Annotated in this window: 9 protein-coding genes; 8 read left to right on the forward strand and 1 reads right to left on the reverse strand. The window is 68.2% G+C overall.

Going from position 1 to position 16236, the window contains the following annotated elements; all coding sequences use genetic code 11:
- Positions 1 to 663: 663 nt before the first annotated feature.
- The 8 genes from ON19_RS00980 to ON19_RS01015 all read left to right on the forward strand — a co-directional run bounded on the left by ON19_RS00980 (position 664) and on the right by ON19_RS01015 (position 15645).
- The gene (locus tag ON19_RS00980) at positions 664 to 1704 is read left to right on the forward strand and encodes an alpha/beta hydrolase (RefSeq protein ID WP_372478668.1); all 1041 of its coding nucleotides are present in this window, start codon (positions 664 to 666) and stop codon (positions 1702 to 1704) included.
- Positions 1705 to 1943: 239 nt separating this feature from the next.
- Positions 1944 to 3725 carry an alpha/beta hydrolase-fold protein gene (locus ON19_RS00985; protein ID WP_227954546.1) on the forward strand — a complete coding sequence of 594 codons (1782 nt, stop codon included), beginning with the start codon at positions 1944 to 1946 and terminating at the stop codon, positions 3723 to 3725.
- A 128-nt stretch (positions 3726 to 3853) separates the two neighbouring features.
- Positions 3854 to 4375 carry a DUF732 domain-containing protein gene (locus tag ON19_RS00990; RefSeq protein ID WP_043684877.1) on the forward strand — a complete coding sequence of 174 codons (522 nt, stop codon included), beginning with the start codon at positions 3854 to 3856 and terminating at the stop codon, positions 4373 to 4375.
- The gene (locus tag ON19_RS00995) at positions 4366 to 5358 is read left to right on the forward strand and encodes a cutinase family protein (RefSeq protein ID WP_083899072.1); all 993 of its coding nucleotides are present in this window, start codon (positions 4366 to 4368) and stop codon (positions 5356 to 5358) included. Before ON19_RS00990 ends, ON19_RS00995 begins: the two co-directional genes overlap by 10 nt.
- Before the next feature lie 170 nt (positions 5359 to 5528).
- Complete coding sequence (locus tag ON19_RS01000) at positions 5529 to 6572, forward strand: LLM class F420-dependent oxidoreductase (RefSeq protein WP_083899073.1); 1044 nt, start codon at positions 5529 to 5531, stop codon at positions 6570 to 6572.
- Between the two features lie 189 nt (positions 6573 to 6761).
- Positions 6762 to 8666: a long-chain-fatty-acid--AMP ligase FadD32 gene (fadD32, locus tag ON19_RS01005; RefSeq protein ID WP_043684885.1), complete on the forward strand. Its 1905-nt coding sequence runs from the start codon at positions 6762 to 6764 to the stop codon at positions 8664 to 8666.
- A 110-nt stretch (positions 8667 to 8776) separates the two neighbouring features.
- A complete protein-coding gene (gene pks13, locus ON19_RS01010) occupies positions 8777 to 14104 on the forward strand; it encodes a polyketide synthase Pks13 (protein ID WP_043684888.1) in 5328 nt (1775 codons plus the stop codon).
- On the forward strand, positions 14101 to 15645 hold the full coding sequence (locus ON19_RS01015) for an acyl-CoA carboxylase subunit beta (protein WP_043684891.1): 1545 nt from the start codon (positions 14101 to 14103) through the stop codon (positions 15643 to 15645). The genes pks13 and ON19_RS01015 overlap by 4 nt, the downstream gene beginning before the upstream one ends.
- Before the next feature lie 69 nt (positions 15646 to 15714).
- Here the strand turns inward: ON19_RS01015 and ON19_RS01020 are convergent, their stop codons facing one another.
- Positions 15715 to 16212, reverse strand: a complete 498-nt coding sequence (locus ON19_RS01020; protein WP_043684894.1) for a peptidylprolyl isomerase — start codon at positions 16210 to 16212, stop codon at positions 15715 to 15717.
- Positions 16213 to 16236 lie beyond the last annotated feature (24 nt).

The raw sequence follows: 16236 nt of genomic DNA on the forward strand, positions 1-16236 counted from the left end.
GTCGGGCTATAGGGGATCGAGCCTTAGGGGGTCCGCTAGGGGATCGGGGTCCGCTAGGGGATCGAGTATTAGGGGTCGAGCTGGGGGATAGGGAGCGAGCTGTACGGGTCGGCCGCGCGAACTAGGGGTCGCGACACGGCCCTCCGAATGTTTGCCAATTGATCGCTGCTGTATGGTTATCGGTGATAAGGGCTGTTTGCTAGAGGTCATTTCCGTGTGCTATCACGGTGCATCTCGGTCCCGATCACGGTCCGGTCACGGGCTTCGGCGCGGGTAGTCCACGCGTCCCGAAGCTCGGGTTCGGGCCGGGGCTGTGGCCGGTGCCGGGATTGCGAAGATCTCGGGTCGGTGACAGTTCCCGCCAGGAGCGCAAATATCTTGCGATCCAACACGACATCACCGCGAGAACGCGATAAGGTCACCGCATCATTACCTTGCGCAAACGGATGGATTTCGGCCAGTGGAAAGACCCGGATCTTGCTAAAGCGAAGGGCGTCGAATATCGTCCAGCGAGCGCAAGTGTGACCAGATCGTTGTAGCGCCGCCACGGGTAACGGATTGTCGGGACCATGTCCGTGACGCGCGTCTCGTTGGCAACACGGGTGCCGCTTCGCCCTTCGGGTGGCGAGGTGGCACCACAACAGCAGAAAGAGAGCAGGATTCATGCGTTTCGGCAGGGCGGCCGCGCCGAAGAGAACACAGTCGGGACGGCGAGGCACGCCTCGCGGTTGGCGTAGTCGAGTTCTGGCTGTCGGTGCCGCCGTACTGGCGCTACCGATCGCTGCAGGCATGGCGACCCCGACTCTCGCCACCGCGGCGCCGTCGGCGCACGCGCCGGTGTTACGGGCGCCCGCGGGTGGCTTCGAGGACCTGATGGTCCCCTCCAGCATGGGCCCCATCAAGGTTCAGGTGCAGTGGGCCTCGCGCGGCGGCAACGCTGCGCTCTACCTGCTCGACGGTCTGCGCGCACGCGACGACCGCAACGCCTGGTCGTTCGAGACCAACGCGTTGCAGCAGTTCGGCAACGACAACATCACCCTGGTGATGCCGGTCGGTGGCCAGTCGAGCTTCTACACCGACTGGTACGCGCCGTCGAACCTGAACGGCCAGAAGACCACCTACAAGTGGGAGACCTTCCTCACCAAGGAGCTCCCGGCCTTCCTGGAGGGCTACGGCGTCTCGCGCACGAACAACGCGGTCGTCGGCCTGTCCATGGGTGGTAGCGCGGCGCTGGCTCTCGCGGCCTACCACCGCGATCAGTTCAAGTTCGCGGCCTCCTACTCGGGCTACCTGAACATCTCCGCGCCGGGCATGCGCGAGGCGATCCGCATCGCGATGCTGGACGCCGGCCGCTACAACGTGGACTCGATGGCCGCGCCGTGGAGCTCGCAGTGGCTGCGGATGGACCCGTTCGTGTTCGCGCCGCAGCTGCGCGGCCTGCCGATGTACATCTCGGCGGCCAGCGGTCTGCCCGGTCAGTTCGACCAGCCGAACTCGGCGGTCGGCGTGTTCAACACCGGCAACGCGATGGCGCTGGAAGCCCTTTCGCTGGTCAACACCCGCGCGTTCCAGGCCCGCCTGAGCTCGCTGGGTATCCCCGCCCGGTTCGACTTCCCGGCCGCGGGCACCCACTCCTGGAAGTACTGGGAGGGCCAGCTGTTCGCCTCGCGCAACATGATCCTGGACGCCACCGGCGCCTGGTGACCTGATTCGCTCGACACATTCGGGCCGCACCGATTCGGTGCGGCCCGAATTGCGTTTGGGGGCAGTCTCGATCGCGAGGCGGCGAACATAGTTTGCTGTGCAGCGCGTGTCTCCCGTAAACCTTGCTATAACGGGAGTACAAAGCTCTAGTGGCAGGGATTACGCGCGGTAGCTGTGGCATACGCGGGCGTCTCGGCGCTCGTTCGGCACGCGAGCAGCTGATGCTGTTCGCCACCGCAATGGTGGTTCCCCTAGCCGCGAGCATGTCCGTGGAGGCACCCGCCACCGCGCAGCCGACGGCGGCCGTGACCGCGCCGGTGCTGGAGAGGGTTCAGTGGCTCAGCGAGCGTCGTGTGGCGCTGTGGGTGACCTCACCGTCCATGGGTGTGCCGATCCAAGTGCAGTTGCTGCTGGCCAGGGACTGGAACGCCCGCCCGGAGGCCCGCTTCCCCGTCCTGTTCCTGCTCGACGGCTTGCGCGCGACCGACGATGAGAACGGCTGGACGAAGGAGGCGGGGGCGGTCGATTTCTTCGCCGACAAGAACGTCACCGTGGTGCTGCCGGTCGGCGGGCAGTCCAGTTTCTACTCCGACTGGCTGGAACCGAACAACGGCCGCACCTACAAGTGGGAGACCTTCCTGACCAAGGAGCTGCCGCCCCTGCTGGAGAGCCACTGGCGGGCGACGAGCGTGCGGGGCGTGGAGGGGCTGTCGATGGGTGGTACGGCCGCGATGTTCCTCGCCGCCCGCAACCCCGGCTTCGCGCGGCACGCCGCGTCGTACTCCGGCTTCTTGACCACGACGACGCTGGGCATGCCGCAGGCCATCGAGTTCGCGATGCGCGACGCGGGCGGTTTCGACTCCACCGCCATGTGGGGCCCGCAGACGGGCCCGGCGTGGGAGGCGCACGATCCGTACGCGCTGGCCGACAAGCTGCGGGGCGTCAGCCTCTACGTTTCCAGCGGCAGCGGCGCGATCGGCCCCTACGACCAGGCCCTCGGTATTCCCGGAGTGAGCACCAACGTCGCGGGCATGGGCCTGGAGATCCTCTCCCGGCTCACCTCGCAGAACTTCGTGACCAAGCTGTCCAAGCTGGCCATTCCGGCGCAGGTGAACTATCGCCCGTCCGGCACCCACTCCTGGCCGTACTGGGACTTCGAGATGCGTCAGTCCTGGACTCAGGCCGCGGCGGCCCTCGGCACCGACCAGGAAAAGCCCGCTTGCCAGCCAGGGGGCGCGATCGGCCCGGTGGCCGCAGCGACCGGCTGGCTCGGCGAATGCCTCACCGCGGAGTACGCGGTCGCCGGGGGCACCGCTCAGGACTTCAAGGGTGGACGGGTGTTCCTCACCCCCGACAGCGGCGCGTACCCGGTCGGCGGCGTGCTCGCCACCGGTTATCAGGCGGCCGGTGGGCCCGCCGGACCGCTGGGCCTGCCGACCGGCGCCGAGCGTGCGCTGGAAGACGGCCGCGGCAGATTGCAGACCTTCCAGCACGGTTCGCTGTACTGGACGCCGCAGACCGGCGCCCAGGTCGTCCGCGGCGCGATCCTGGACGAGTGGGGCAAGCAAGGGTTCGAGCGTGGCCCAGCGGGCTATCCGGTCGCACCGGAGATCAAGACGCCGAGCCGTGACGGTGCGGTGCAGGCGTTCGAGAACGGTCCGTACTACTACAGCCAGGCCACCGGCGTGCACCGTGTCCAAGGCCTCATCCTCGGCAAATACGCCCAGTTGGGCTTCGAGAACAGCCCGCTCGGCTTCCCGGTCGCCGGGGAACAGGAGCTGAAGGATCTGGGCCGGTTCAGCCGATTCGAGGGCGGCAACATCTACTGGAGCCCGGTGTCGGGAGCCTGGGCGGTACGCAACGGCCCGATGCTGGACGCCTGGCGCGAGATGGGTTACGAGAACGGCAAACTCGGCTACCCCACCGGCGACGAGTTCCCCATCTCCGACGGCGTGCAGCAGAACTTCCAGGGCGGCTTCATCACGCTGCGCGACGGCAAGCCGGAAGTGCACGCCCTGTGAGAAGCGCCGGTTGGGTTCGAGCCACAAGAGGGCCGCGAACCCGCCGCGCGAAGGCGCGGCAAATCCAACACAGCTAGCCTGGTGGGCGACCTGACCCCCGCTCAGCGACAGATCGAGGACAAGAATTCATGCATCGGACCCGTGGAAAGGTATTCGGCGCGGTAGCGGCGATCGCCGCTACCGGCCTGCTCGCCGCGTGCGGCGACAATGATTCGACCGCGACGAGCACCCCGACGCCGACCCGCACCACGACGGTGGCGCCGACGTCGCCGGCTGCGTCGACGCCCGCCGATACCGGGCAGCCCGCTCCCGCGCCGGAGGAGCCCACTACGACGGTGGCGCCCGAACGTCCGCAGCCGGTGCCGACCGAAGCCGTCCCGCCCGCGGACACCTCCAAGCTCACCGACAAGGACAAGCGGTTCCTGGACGATCTGGCCAAGCAGGGTGTCACCCCGTCGACCCCGGACATCGCGCTGAGCATCGGCGCTTACGTCTGCCAGGGCACCGCCGCGGGCGCGTCCGACCAGGATCTGATGACCTTCGTCAACGCCATGGCAGGTTCCGATCCGTCCTTCGACCCGGCCAAGATGCCGGTGGAGAAGGCCGGGCAGATCTACATCTCGACCGCTCGCGCCACGTACTGCCAGTGAGTTCGCGTGTCCGTTCGACCTCCCGCCGGTCCAAGCCGGCGGGATGTCTGGTCGTGATCGGCGTCGTCCTGCTGATCGTCCTGGTCGTCGTGCTGCTGTGGTATCTGCTCGCGGGCCGTCTGCGCCCGCCCGGCCCCGGGCCCAAGCCGCCGGAACGGCCGACTTCGCAGCCGGCCAGCTGTCCGGACGTGCAGTTGATGTCGGTGCCGGGCACCTGGGAGTCCAACAGCTTCGACGATCCGCACAATCCGACCGCCAACCCGGTGTCGCTGATGCTCAATGTCTCCGGCCCGGTCGCCCAGCGGTTCCCGAGCGAGCGGGTGGAGGTGTACACGGTTCCGTACGTCGCGCAGTTCTCCAATCCGATCGCGATCCCGCCGGACGGCCAGCAGTCCTACAACAACAGCCGGTCCGAGGGCATGCGCCGGATGATCGACGTCATGGCGGCCCGTCATCAGGAGTGCCCGCTGACCACCTACGTGCTCGCGGGGTTCTCCCAGGGCGCGGTGATCGCGGGTGACGTGGCCGCGCAGATCGGCGCGGGCAACGGCCCTGTGCCCGCCGACCTGGTGCTCGGCGTGGCGTTGATCGCCGACGGACGCCGCACGGGCGAGACCGGCCCTGGTCAGGCGATCCCGATCGGGACGCCGCCGCCGGGGGTGGGTGCCGAAGTCGCGCTGAAGGGGTTGAACGTGCCCGGCATCACGATGACCGGTCCGCGTCAAGGGGGCTTCGGCGAATTGGCCGACCGCACCTACACCATCTGCGCGCCCGGCGATCTGATCTGCGACGCGCCCCGGGAGGCCCTGAGTCCGTGGAACATCATGGGCAGCGTGAATGCGCTGGTCCGTGCGGCCGGGAACCCGGTGCACGCCCTCTACAACGGCTACGTCGTCGACGGTGACGGAACCACCGCCACCCAGTGGACGGCGGCTTGGGCCCAAGGCCTCGTCGAGGCAGCGCCGCATCCCGCCCATTCGTGAGAATTCACAGGCCGTGAGATACCCCGCACCCGATTGGCGTGACAAGCGCAACTCGAGTTGGGTAGCACGCTGTAAAGTGCGCTGGTGATCGCGACGCCGGGCATCGCCGCAGCGCAGACCTCGGGCGGGCGTCGCGCCCGTAATTTCCTTACAGCCAGGAGCATGAGTTCATGACAGAAGCCGCCGCACCGGCCACCACGGCGAGCCGTGACGCGGATGCTGCGTTGACCGCGCTGGGCACTCCGTTGCGCCTGTTCCGCTTCGCGGCGGCCGGCGAAGGAAACAAGCAGGAGGGCGGTGCGCGCAAGTTCGTGCAGACCGCTCAGCAGGCCGAGGAGTACGGCTTCGACACCTTCGTGGTGCCCGACCACCTCGGCGAGCAGATCGGTCCGATCGCCGCGCTCGGCGCGCTGACCCAGGCCACCGAGAAGATCCGGCTCGGCACGTCGGTGCTGGCCAACGGTTTCCGCCACCCCGTGGTGCTGGCCAAGGACCTGGCGACCATCGACGTGCTGTCCAAGGGCAGGCTCGAGGTCGGTCTCGGCGCGGGCTGGATCAAGGAGGAGTTCGAGAACGCGGGCATCTCCTACGAGTCGCCCGGTGTGCGGCTGGAGAAGCTGGACGAGGCTCTGACCATTCTCGACGTGCTGCTGCGCGGCCAGGAGTGCACCTTCGAGGGCAAGCACTACCAGGTCCGCGGCGTCAAGGGGACGCCACGGCCGCGGCAGGGCCCGCGCCCGCCGATCTGCACCGGCGGCGGCGGTCCTAAGATGCTGCGATTGGCGGCCAAGCACGCCGACATCGTCTCCGTCGTTCCGGTGACCACCAAGAACGGCAAGGGCCTGCTCTCCGGCATCACCATCGAGAAGGCCGTGGAAAAGGTGAATCTGATCAAGGAGGCCGCCGGTGACCGGTTCGCCGACATCGAGCTGAACTGGGCCATCACCGCCGTCGTGATCACCGACGATCGCGAGAAGACCGCGGAGATGGCCCTGTCGGCGTTGGACCGGGGACTGCACCCGAATCTGGAGGTCGATGTCCAGCTGTCCGTCGAGGACATCCTGAACTCGCCCTACGTGGCGATCGGTACTTTCGAGGAGATCGCCGAGCAGATCCGACGTGTGCGGCAACTCACCTCGATGTCCTACGTCGGTGTATTCCCCACCCAGATGGACGCGTTCGCCCCCGTTATTCCCCTGCTGCGGGACGAGTGAGCCGGTCTTCTCTGTAACATGACTCTGGTTTGAGTACATCTAGCCGATAGCGGTCACCGCGCAGACCGCACAAAATCTGCAGGCTGGCTCTGCACTTGGAGCACCCGCGGGCGAAAGCGAGTCGGGGCCTCACAGGTAAAAGCGGCGATCTCGCCGTCTTGCTGCGTGTGCCTCGGAGGAGAAGAAGGAATGGACGAGACTTTCGACGACTACCTGGACGAAACCGGGAACATCCGCATTCCCGAGGATCACACCCTGGTTGATCACGTCGAGAAGCACACCCGGAACGACGCGAACACCCTGGCGTATCGCTACATCGACTACTCGCGCGAGCGCGACGGCGAGGCGCAGGAGCTGACGTGGCGTGAGTTCGGTATTCGGCTGCGCGCGGTGGCCGCTCGACTGCAGCAGGTGACCAACCCGGGCGACCGGGTCGCGATCCTCGCGCCGCAGGGCTTGGACTACGTGATCTCCTTCTTCGCCGCGATCTACGCGGGCACCATTTCGGTCCCGCTGTTCGACCCGGACGAGCCCGGCCACACCGATCGCCTGCACGCGGTGCTCGGCGACTGTGAGCCCTCGGCCATCCTGACCGCGAGCTCCTCCGCGGCCGGGGTCCGGCAGTTCTTCCGCTCGCTGCCCGCCGCCCAGCGCCCGCGCATCATCGCGGTGGACGCGATCCCGGACGGCGTCGGCGAGAGCTGGGTGCGTCCGGACATCGCGATCGACGACATCGCCTACCTGCAGTACACCTCGGGCTCCACCCGGGTGCCCGCCGGTGTCGAGATCACCCACCGCGCGGTGGGCACCAACCTGTTGCAGATGGTCGACGCGATCAATCTGGACTGGAACTCGCGCGGCGTCACCTGGCTGCCGCTGTTCCACGACATGGGTCTGCTGACGGTGATCCTGCCCGCGGTGGGCGGCAAGTACATCACGATCATGTCGCCGAGCGCGTTCGTGCGCCGTCCCTATCGCTGGATCAAGGAACTGGCCGCGGTCTCCGACGGCGCGGGAACCTTCGCCGCCGCACCCAACTTCGCGTTCGAGCACGCCGCGGCGCGTGGTCTGCCGAAGAACGGCGAGTCGCTGGACCTGTCGAACGTCATCGGCCTGATCAACGGCAGCGAGCCGGTGACCACCTCGTCGATGAAGAAGTTCAACGAGGCGTTCGCCCCCTACGGCCTGCCCAAGACCGCCATCAAGCCGTGCTACGGCATGGCCGAGGCGACGCTGTTCGTCTCCGCCACCAAAGCCGAGGACGAGGCCAAGGTCACCTACGTCGACCGCAAGGAACTCAACGCGGGTCGCATGGTGAAGGTCGATCCCGGCCACGAGGACGCGATCGCGCAGGTGTCCTGCGGTTACGTCGCGCTCTCGCAGTGGGCGGCGATCGTCGATCCGGAGTCCGGCGGTGGCCGCGAGGTGCCCGACGGGCACGTCGGCGAGATCTGGCTGCACGGCAACAACATGGGCATCGGCTACTGGGGTCGTCCCGACGAGACGGCGGCGACGTTCCAGAACAAGGTTACCGAGCGCCTGCCCGAGGGCAGCCACGCCGAGGGCACCGAGCCGGATTCGAACTGGATGCGCACCGGCGACTACGGCGTGTACTTCGAGGGCGAGCTCTACATCACCGGCCGGGTCAAGGACCTGGTGATCGTGGACGGCCGCAACCACTACCCGCAGGACCTGGAGTTCTCCGCGCAGGAGGCCAGCACCGCGCTGCGGCCCGGCTTCGTGGCGGCGTTCTCGGTGCCCGCCAACCAGCTGCCGGCCGAGGTGTTCGAGCAGGGCAGCCATTCCGGCTTGCAGTTCGACGCCGACGACGCCTCCGAGCAGCTGGTCATCGTGGGCGAGCGGGGTCCGGGCGCGGGTAAAGCCGATCCGCTGCCCATCGCCGACGCGGTGCGCGCGGCGGTCTCGCAGCGCCACGGCGTGACCGTTCGAGACGTGCTGCTGGTGCCCGCGGGTTCGATCCCGCGCACCTCCAGCGGCAAGATCGCCCGACGTGCCTGCCGGGCGGCCTATCTGGAGGGAACGCTGCGGGGTGGTTACACCCAGCAGGCATTCCCCGATGCACCGGAAGAGTAATTGCCAGGGGCGGCCTCGGACCGACCATCGACGCTCGGCGCCGACCTTCCCACGCGCCGGGCGTCGATACACGGTACGCCCGGTACGCAGACAGGTAGCTTGAGGAATTGATGGCTGACAACGAGGGCACGCCCACCCAGACGACCGACACCCCGCCTGTGGAGACCGTCGCCGACGCGGCGGCCCCGGCCGAGTCCGCGAAGGGCGGTGGCGCGCAGACCGACCTATCGGTGGCGGAGCTGCGTGAGTGGCTGCGGCGCTGGGTCTGCGAGGCGACCGGGCAACCGATCGAGCAGATCACCGTGGACCGGCCGATGGAGGAGTTCGGGCTCGCCTCGCGTGACGCCATCGCCCTCGGCGGGGACATCGAGGAACTGACCGGCGTGATGCTGAACGCGACGATCGTGTACCAGCATCCGACCATCGCCGCGCTGGCCGAGCGGATCGTCAACGGCGAGCCGGACGTGCCGGAGGAATCCAAGGACGACGCCTTCTACACCGCGGGCTACCGCCCCGGCGAGGCGCACGACATCGCGATCGTGGGTCTGTCGACCCGCCTGCCCGGCGCGGGGGACACCCCCGAGTCGACGTGGGATTTCCTCATCGGCCGCGGTGACGGCATCCGGGAGCGGCCCGAGGGACGCTGGTCGGAGTTCACGGCCGAGCCGCAGCTGGCCGAGGCGATCGAGAAGGCCAACACCAAGGGCGGCTACCTCGATCAGGAGGTCGTCAAAGGTTTCGACGCCGAGTTCTTCGCCATGTCGCCGGTGGAGGTCGAGCGGGTCGATCCGCAGCAGCGCCTGATGATGGAGCTGACCTGGGAGGCGTTGGAGCACGCCCGGATTCCGGCCAGCGATCTCAAGGGCGAGCCGGTCGGCGTGTTCATCGGCTCGTCGGGCAACGACTTCATGCTGCTCGCGGCGCTCGGGCTGGGCGGCGACCGGGATCCGAACGTGCCGGTCTCGGCCGAGGCCTACGCGATCATGGGCAGCGTCACGTCCATCATCCCGAACCGGGTCTCCTACTTCTTCGACTTCCGCGGCCCGTCGGTGGCGGTCGACACCGCGTGCTCGTCGACGCTGGTGGCGGTACACGAGGCGGTGCAGGCGCTGCGCGGCGGTGAGGCCGACCTGGCGCTGGCCGGCGGTGTGAACATGCTGCTCGCGCCGATGGCCACGCTCGGTTTCGACGCCAACGGCGGGGTTGCCAAGGATGGCCACATCAAGGCGTTCTCCAGTGACGCCGACGGAATGGTCCGTTCCGAGGGCGGCGGTCTGGTCGTGCTGAAGCGCCTGGCCGACGCCGAGCGCGACGGCGACACGATCTACGCGGTGATCAAGGGTTCGGCGGTCAACAACGACGGGCGGTCCAACGGCCTGCTCGCCCCGAATCCCGACGCCCAGGCCGAGGTGCTGCGGCGCGCATACCGCGACGCGGGCATCGCTCCGTCCACGGTCGACTACATCGAGGCGCACGGCACCGGCACCCTGATCGGCGACCCGATCGAGGCGGACGCGCTGGGCCGCGTCGTCGGCCGTGGCCGCGAGGCGGACAAGCCCGCGCTGCTCGGTTCGGCCAAGACCAACTTCGGTCACCTGGAGTCGGGCGCCGGTGCGGCGAGCCTGGCGAAGGTGGTCATGTCGTTGCAGCACAACGTCATCCCGCCGAACATCGGCTACGCCGGTCCGAACCCCTACATTCCGTGGGACCAGGCGCACCTGAAGATCGTCGACGAACCCACCGAGTTCCCGCGCTACAGCGGCAAGGCCACCATCGGTGTCTCCGGCTTCGGGTTCGGCGGCACCAACGCGCACCTCGTCGTGCAGGAGTACGTGCCTGCCGCCGCGGCCGAGAACCAGGCACCGTTCTCCGAACTCGAGGCCCAGCTGGACGAGGATGCGCTGGAAGACCGGGACGCGGAATCCGACGCGCTCGACGCCGGGGCCGAGGCGGCCGCCGAAGCCGCCGCGCCCGTCGCCGAATGGACCTCCGAGCGCGCCGAGCCGCTGCCGCAGATCCTGCCCGTGTCGGGCTACCTGCCCTCGCGGCGCCGTCGCGCCGCCGCCGAGCTGGCCGACTGGCTGGAGTCCGAGGCGGGCGCGCGAACCCCGCTCGCCGACGTGGCGCGGTCGCTGGCCAAGCGCAGTCACTGGCGTTCGCGCGGTGTGGTGCTCGCCAAGACGCACGAGGAGGCGGTCGCCGGACTGCGCGCCATCGCGGCGGGCAAGCCGGGCACCGGTGTCTTCACCGCTGACGCGCCCGCCGCCATGGGCCCGATGTGGGTGTTCGCCGGGTTCGGCGCGCAGCACCGCAAGATGGGCAAGCAGCTCTATCTGGAGAACTCGATCTTCGCCAAGGCCGTCGACGAGGTCGACGAGCTGGTGCAGGACGAGGCCGGATACTCCGTGCGTGAGCTGTTCCTGGACGACAGCCAGGACTACAACGTAGGCACCTCGCAGGTCGGCATCTTCACCATCCAGATCGGCCTGGCCGCGCTGCTGCGCGCGCACGGTGCCGAACCCGAAGCGGTGGTGGGCCATTCCATGGGTGAGGTCGCGGGCGCGTACATCGCCGGCGGTCTCCCGCTCGAGGACGCGGTCCGCGTGATCTGCGCCCGTTCCCGCCTGATGGGCGAGGGCGAGCAGATGATCAGCGACGACGACGTGCGCAACATGGCGCTCATCGAGTACAGCGCCGAGGATGTCGCGAACCTGCTACCGGACTACCCGGACGTCGAGGTCGCGGTGTACGCGGCGCCGACCAACACGGTGATCGGCGGCCCGCAGGAGCAGGTCGCGGCGATCGTCGCGCGGGTGGAGGCGGAGGGCAAGTTCGCCCGCGTGCTGCAGACCCGCGGCGCGGGCCACACCTCGCAGATGGATCCGCTGCTCGGCGAGCTGGCCGCGGAACTGGCGGGCATCGAGCCGACGAAGCTGAAGGCCGGCCTGTACTCGACGGTGCACAAGGAGGAGTACTTCCGCCCCGGCAGCGACCCACTCCACGACGAGGACTACTGGGTCAAGAACATGCGCCACAGCGTGTACTTCACCAACGCGGTGAAGCTCGCGGTGGACGCGGGCCACACCACGTTCCTGGAGTTGGCGCCGAATTCCGTTGCGCTGATGCAGGTCCTGGGCACCACCTTCGCCGCGGGCGTGCACGACGCGCAGCTCATCCCCACGCTCAAGCGCAAGGAGGACGAGTCCGCGGGTGTGATCGCCGCGCTCGCCCAGCTCTACGTGCACGGGCACAAGGTGGATCTGTTCTCGCTGCTCGGGCCGGGTGACTACGCCGACGTCCCGCGCACCACGTTCCTGCGCAAGGAGTACTGGCCGAAGGTCCAGCTGTCCACCGGCGGCAACGGACGGGTTCCCGGTGCGCACGTCGCGCTGCCGGACGGCAGGCACGTCTGGGAAGTGCAGGCGTCCTCGGTGACCGATCTCGCCGGATTGGTGCGCGCCGCGGCGGCGCAGGTGCTCAGCGACGTCTCGCTGGGCGCGTCCGTTCCGCACGCGCCGATCCCGGGTGCGGGCACGCTCACCACCACGCTCACCCCGCATCCGGGCGGCGCTTCGGTGCAGGTTCACGCCAAGGAGGGCAACGCCTTCCGGCTGGTGTTCGACGCCGTGCTGACCTCGAGTCAGCCCGCGCACCCCACGCCGGAGCCCGTCGCGGCCGAGCCGGTCCCGGCGATCGCCGCGCAGACGCAGAGCGACGCCGATATCGAGGTCGTGGAGACCTTCGGTGACCGCTGGGACCCGAACGGCACGCAGACCGTCGAGGAGCGGCTCGCGCTGATCGTCGCGGAATCCATGGGTTACGCGGTCGAGGATCTCCCGATGGAGATCCCGCTGATGGAACTCGGCTTGGACTCGCTGATGGCGATGCGCATCAAGAACCGGGTCGAGTACGAGTTCGACATCCCGCAGTTGCAGGTGCAGGCCGTGCGCGACGCGAGCCTGCACGAGGTCGGCAAGGTACTGCGCTACGCCATCGAGCACCGCGACGAGGTGCAGGCGATGGCCGATCAGCAGGCTGCCGACAAAGCGGCGGGCGGCGCGGGCGAGCTGGCCGTCGATTCCGACTTCATCGCCACGGCTCGTGCTGCCCTGGCCACCGGCGCCGACCCGGTTGCCGCGGTGGCGGGCGCCGGTACGGACGGGGAGGTCGACGCCGCACCGGAAAGTGCTGTAGCAGAGGCTGACTCGGCTCCCGCGGCAGCGGCTACCCCCGGTGCGAACAAGGCTGCCGAAGCTGACACTGCTCCCTCCGCGCCACCGGTCGCCCAGGCGGCACCGGTCGCGGCGGCTCCGGCCGCCGTCTTCGGCGGCGCGCAGCAGCCCGCCGACGAGGACGACGTCCCGCCGCGTGACGCCGCCGAGCGCCTGACCTTCGCCACCTGGGCGGTGGTCACCGGTAAGTCGGCCGGAGGCATCTTCAACACGCTGCCGATTCTCGACGAGGACACCGCGGAGAAGCTGGCCGTGCGCCTGACCGAACGGGTCAAGGCCGAGGTCACCATCGACGACGTGCTCGATTGCGAGACCATCGAGCAGCTCGCCGACATCGTCCGCGAACTCCAGGACAGCGGTGCGGATGTGGACGGTTTCGTCCGTCCGTTGCGACCGCGCGCCGACGGTTCGAACGCCGTGCCGGTGTTCGTGTTCCATCCGTCGGGTGGGAACACGCTGGTATACGAACCGCTGATGAAGCGGCTGCCCGCCGAGACGCCGATGTACGGCTTCGAGCGGGTCGACGGGTCGATCGAGGAACGAGCGCGCCAGTACCTGCCCGAGCTGCGCAAGATCCAGGGTGACGGTCCGTTCGTGCTGTACGGCTGGTCGCTGGGTGCGGTGCTGGCCATGCAGACCGCGCAGTTGCTTCGGGCCGAGGGCGCGGACGTGCGCGTGGTCGGCCTGATCGACCTGGCCATCCCGACCCAGGACGAGGACAACAGTCCCGAGGAGCGGGTGCGCCGGATCGAGCGCTATCAGGTGTTCGCCAAGAAGACCTATGGCGTCGACGGCGAACTGGACCGCGAACAGCTGGAGACGCTGGCCGCGGCATCCGACGATGAGCAGTTCAAGATGATCAGTGATCTGATCAAGATCAGCGGCACGAAGATCCCCGGTGGCGTGCTCGAACACCAGCGCACCTCGTGGATCGAGAGCCGTCAGCTCGCCAAGACCCAACCGTCGCACTATGACGGCAATGTGGTGCTGTACCTCGCCGATCGCTATCACGACGGGATGATCGAGCTGGAGCCGCGCTTCGCCGACCGGTTGCCGAACGGCGGCTGGAGCGAGTACATCCCGAATTTGGAGGTCGTCCACATCGCCGGCGACCACCTGCAGATCATCGACGAACCGCGGATCGGGAAGATCGGAGCCGACCTGACCGCGAAGCTCGCCGCGATCGAGGCGAAAGGGGCCAAGTGAGCACTACTGCCGAAAAACTCGCCGACCTGCGCAAGCGACTGGAACTAGCGCAGGAACCGGCGGGTGAAGCGGGGGTGACCAAGCGGGCGAAGAAAGGTATCCCCAGCGCCCGCGACCGGATCAACATGCTGCTCGATCCGGGCACCTTCGTGGAAATCGGTGCGCTGGTGCGCAAACCGGGTGATCCCGCCGCGCTCTACGGCGACGGCGTCGTCACCGGGCACGGCTTGGTCGAAGGCAGGCCCGTGGCGGTGTTCTCGCACGACCAGACCGTCTACGGCGGTTCGGTCGGCGAGATGTTCGGCCGCAAGGTGGCCGGGATCCTGGAATACGCGGCCAAGGTCGGGTGCCCGGTGGTCGGCATCAACGACTCCGGCGGCGCGCGCGTGCAGGAGGCGGTGACCTCGCTGGCCTGGTACGCCGAGCTCGGGCGGCGGCAGGAGCCGCTGTCGGGCCTCGTTCCGCAGATCTCGATGATCCTCGGCAAGTGCGCGGGCGGCGCCGTCTACGCCCCGATCAACACCGACGTGGTGGTGGCGACCGAAGAGGCGTACATGTTCGTCACCGGCCCCAAGGTGATCCGTGAGGTCACCGGCGAGGACGTGAGCCTCGAGGAACTCGGCGGCGCGCGCAGCCAGGCCGAATACGGCAACATCCACCACGTTTCCAAGGACGAGACGTCCGCGTTCGAGTGGGTGCGCGAGTACCTGGGCTACCTGCCGACCAGCTGCCAGGAACTGGCGCCGATCGTGAACCCCGGCCTGGAGCCGGAGACCACCGACAGCGACCTGGAGCTGAATTCGATCGTCCCGGACTCCGACAACTCCGGGTACGACATGCACGAGATCCTGCTGCGCATCTTCGACGACGGCGCCTTCCACGAGGTGGGCGCGGCGGCGGGCCGCAACGTCATCACCGGATTCGCCCGCGTCGACGGGCGCAGCGTCGGTGTGGTCGCCAACCAGCCGATGGTGTACGCGGGTGCGCTGGACGCCCGGGCTTCGGACAAGGCCGCGCATTTCGTGCGCCTGTGCGACGCGTTCGAGATCCCGCTGGTGTTCGTCGTCGACACGCCCGGGTTCCTGCCCGGTGTGGAACAGGAGAAGATCGGCGTCATCAAGCGTGGTGGCCGCTTCCTGTTCTCCTACGTCGAGGCGACGGTGCCGAAGGTCACCGTGGTGATCCGGAAGTCCTACGGCGGCGGTTACGCCGTGATGGGCTCCAAACAGCTGGGCGCGGACGTGAACCTGGCCTGGCCCACGGCGCGGATCGCGGTCATGGGCGCGGAGAGCGCGGTCAGCCTGATCGGGGCCAAACAGATCGATGCCGCGCCGGAGGACCAGCGCGCCGGGATCCGCCAGCAGATGATCGACTTCTACAACGCCACCGTGGCGACGCCGTGGGTGGCCGCCGAGCGCGGATACATCGACGCGGTGATCGAGCCGTCGAAGACCCGGCTCGAACTTCGCCGCGCGCTACAGCTGTTGCGGGACAAGTCACTTGCCCGCAACCCGCGCAAGCACCACCTGCTGCCGCTGTAGCCGCCACCGGAACACGATCGGGCCGCACCCGTTGGGGCGCGGCGCGATTCGCGTCGTCGGTACGAAAGATCAGCTGACGGTGGCGGATTCGATGACGACATCGTCGACCGGCACGTCCTGGTGCATACCCGCCGAGGAGGTTTTGACGCCCTCGATCTTGTCGACCACGTCGGTGCCTTCGGTCACCGCGCCGAACACGGTGTAGCCCCAGCCCGCCGCGGTGGGTGCGGAGTGGTTGAGGAAATCGTTGTCGGAGACGTTGATGAAGAACTGCGCGGTGGCCGAGTGCGGGTCGTTGGTGCGGGCCATCGCGACGGTGTATTTGGCGTTCTTCAGACCGTTGTCGGCTTCGTTCTGGATCGGGGCGTTGGTGCCCTTCTGGCGCATGCCGGGCTCGAACCCGCCGCCCTGGATCATGAAGCCGGGAATGACGCGGTGGAAGATCGTGCCGTTGTAGTGGCCCGCGTTCACGTAGTCCACGAAATTGCGCACCGTGTTCGGAGCTTTCTGATCATCCAGTTCGAGGACGATCGGTCCCTTGTTCGTCTTGAGATTCACCTTGGTCATACGCCCCACCTTTCCATTGTGGTC

Source organism: Nocardia abscessus NBRC 100374, from assembly GCF_000308455.1.
GTDB lineage: Bacteria > Actinomycetota > Actinomycetes > Mycobacteriales > Mycobacteriaceae > Nocardia > Nocardia abscessus.